The 2,166-nt window shown below is 67.4% G+C and carries 3 protein-coding genes and 1 pseudogene; 2 read left to right on the top strand and 2 right to left on the bottom strand.

Annotation, left to right across the window (positions count from 1 at the left end):
• A partial coding sequence (locus JCM9942_RS14480) for a response regulator (RefSeq protein WP_157722956.1) occupies positions 1-382 on the top strand: 382 nt, incomplete at its 5' end.
• Here the strand turns inward: JCM9942_RS14480 and JCM9942_RS14475 are convergent.
• Positions 346-708, bottom strand: a complete 363-nt coding sequence (locus JCM9942_RS14475; protein WP_054660534.1) for a carboxymuconolactone decarboxylase family protein — start codon at positions 706-708, stop codon at positions 346-348. The two genes, JCM9942_RS14480 and JCM9942_RS14475, sit on opposite strands and share 37 nt — an antisense overlap.
• 42 nt (positions 709-750) lie before the next feature.
• On the bottom strand, positions 751-1,059 hold the full coding sequence (locus tag JCM9942_RS14470) for an ArsR/SmtB family transcription factor (RefSeq protein ID WP_054660536.1): 309 nt from the start codon (positions 1,057-1,059) through the stop codon (positions 751-753).
• A 134-nt stretch (positions 1,060-1,193) separates the two neighbouring features.
• On the opposite strand from JCM9942_RS14470, the pseudogene JCM9942_RS14465 reads away from it, so the two are divergent.
• A pseudogene (locus tag JCM9942_RS14465) lies at positions 1,194-2,044 on the top strand (MBL fold metallo-hydrolase).
• Positions 2,045-2,166 lie beyond the last annotated feature (122 nt).

The following is a 2,166-nucleotide window of genomic DNA, read 5'->3' as shown; positions in this document are numbered from 1 at the left end:
CGAGGCGGCCGGTGAGGCGCAGGCGGTGGCGGCGATGGAGCGCGAGGCGGCGAGCTTGTGGCTGTTCGACTACAACCTGGATGACGGCGATACCGGCACCGCGCTGCAGGCGCGGCTGGGCGAGCGCTTCGGACCGCGGCCAACGCTGATTCTCAGCGCCGATGACAGTCTGGCCACGCGCCGCGAGGTGATGGAGCTGGGTCTGACCCTGCTGCACAAGCCGGTGCGGCCACTGGCATTGAAGTCGATCATGGACGCCTGCTGGCCTCGCACCGGCTGGCGGTGGTCACCTGACAGGTGGCATCGCAGCAGCCCGACCGCCAGGCCGGGCCGCTTGCGTCGGGTTCAGGCGGCGCCGGTCGCGTTACTGAACTCTTCATAGGCGGCCAAGGCGTTGGCCGCATACATCAGCGACGGGCCGCCGCCCATGTAGACCGCCACGCCCAGCATCTCGCGGAACTCTTCCGGTGTGGCGCCCAGGCGTACCAGCGCCTTGGCATGGAAGCCCAGGCAGCCGTCGCAGCGGTTGGCCACGCCGATGGCCATGGCGATCAGCTCCTTGGTCTTCTCATCCAGCGCACCGGGCGCCATCGCGGCCTTGGCCATGGCGTTGAAGCCTTGCATCACTTCGCTGTTGTGGGTGCGCAGCGCGGTGAGATTGCGCGAGATGTCGCGGGTCAGCTCGGTGTAGGACGGGGTGGCGGACATGGTGGTTTCCTTGGGTTGGGCGGGGGATGAGTAGGGCAGGGCTCAGCGGTGCGGCCTGTCCGCGCTGGCGTGTGCGCCGCAGTAGGCCGCGTGAAGCGCCTGCATCACGCCCAGTGCCGGGCTCTCGGCCAGCGAATAGAAGATGGTCTGTGCGTCGCGACGGGTCAGCACCAGCGCCTGTTCGCGCAGCACTGCCAGGTGCTGGGACAGCGCTGACATCGACAGATTCCCCAGCGCCTGCAGTTCGCCCACCGAGGCTTCGCCTTCCACCAGCCGGCACAGCACCCTGAGCCGGGCTGGATGGGCCAGCGATTTGAGCAGACGTGCCGCCTGTTCGGCATGCACGCCCATCTGTTCGTAGTCCTGGTTGCTCGGCGGTGCTGCGGCAGGGATCGACACCGGGGCTTGCTCTTATTTTTAGGATGATCTAATTTAGTATTTACTAAACAAAAAGGCAAATGGTGGCTTCGATGTCCCAGACAGTCATGGCTTCCCCCCAGGTCGAACCGTTCTTCGACAAGGACAGCGGCACCTTCACCTACGTGGTGCACGAGGGCGCGGGCGGTGCGGCGGCGATCATCGATCCGGTGCTGGACTACGATCCGGCCGGTGCACGTATCGCCACCCGCTCGGCCGAGGCGGTGCTGGCCTTCGTCCGCGCCCAGCGCCTGCGCGTCGAGTGGATCCTGGAAACCCACGCCCATGCCGATCATCTCAGCGCCGCGGGCTTCCTCGCCGACGAACTGCAGGCGCCGGTGGCGATCGGGCGGGGCATCATCCAGGTGCAGCAGCGCTTCAAGGAACTGTTCGGGCTGGGCGAGGAGTTCGTCGCCGACGGCCGCCAGTTCGACCGGCTGTTCGCCGACGGTGACCGTTTCAGTATCGGTGACCTGCAGGCGCGGGTGATCGCCACCCCCGGGCACACCGATGACAGCCTGACCTATGTGATCGGCGATGCCGCGTTCATCGGTGACACCGTGTTCGCGCCGGAAACCGGCACGGCACGCACCGACTTCCCCGGCGGTGACGCGCACCGGCTGTACGCCTCGATCCAGACGATCCTGCGCTGCCGGCGAACACGCGCATCTTCCTGTGCCACGACTATCCGGGTGACCGCCGGGCGCCCGAACCGCAGACCAGCGCCGCGCACCAGCTTGAGCACAACGTGCATCTGAAAGATGGTGTGCAGGAGGCCGATTTCGTGCGCATGCGCCAGCAACGTGACGCCACGCTGGCGCCGCCGCGGCTGATCCTGCAGGCGCTGCAGGTGAACATCCGCGGGGGGCGCCTGCCCGAGCCCGACGCAACGGCATCCGCTATTTCCGCCTGCCGCTGAACCAGCTGGGAGCACAAGCATGAGCGCCTGGCTGACGCCGCTGGCCGGCGGCATCCTGATCGGCCTGGCGGCGACCCTGCTGCTGTGGCTCAACGGCCGTATCGCCGGCATCAGTGGCATCG

The sequence above is a fragment of the Stenotrophomonas pictorum JCM 9942 genome (genome assembly GCF_001310775.1).
GTDB classification, from domain to species: Bacteria; Pseudomonadota; Gammaproteobacteria; order Xanthomonadales; family Xanthomonadaceae; genus Stenotrophomonas; species Stenotrophomonas pictorum.
This window is presented reverse-complemented; position numbering and strand designations above follow the sequence as displayed.

Coding starts and splice junctions, on each gene's coding strand:
- JCM9942_RS14475 (WP_054660534.1), bottom strand. CDS start 708: ATGTCCGCCACCCCGTCCTACACCGAGCTGACCCGCGACATCTCGCGC.
- JCM9942_RS14470 (WP_054660536.1), bottom strand. CDS start 1,059: ATGGGCGTGCATGCCGAACAGGCGGCACGTCTGCTCAAATCGCTGGCC.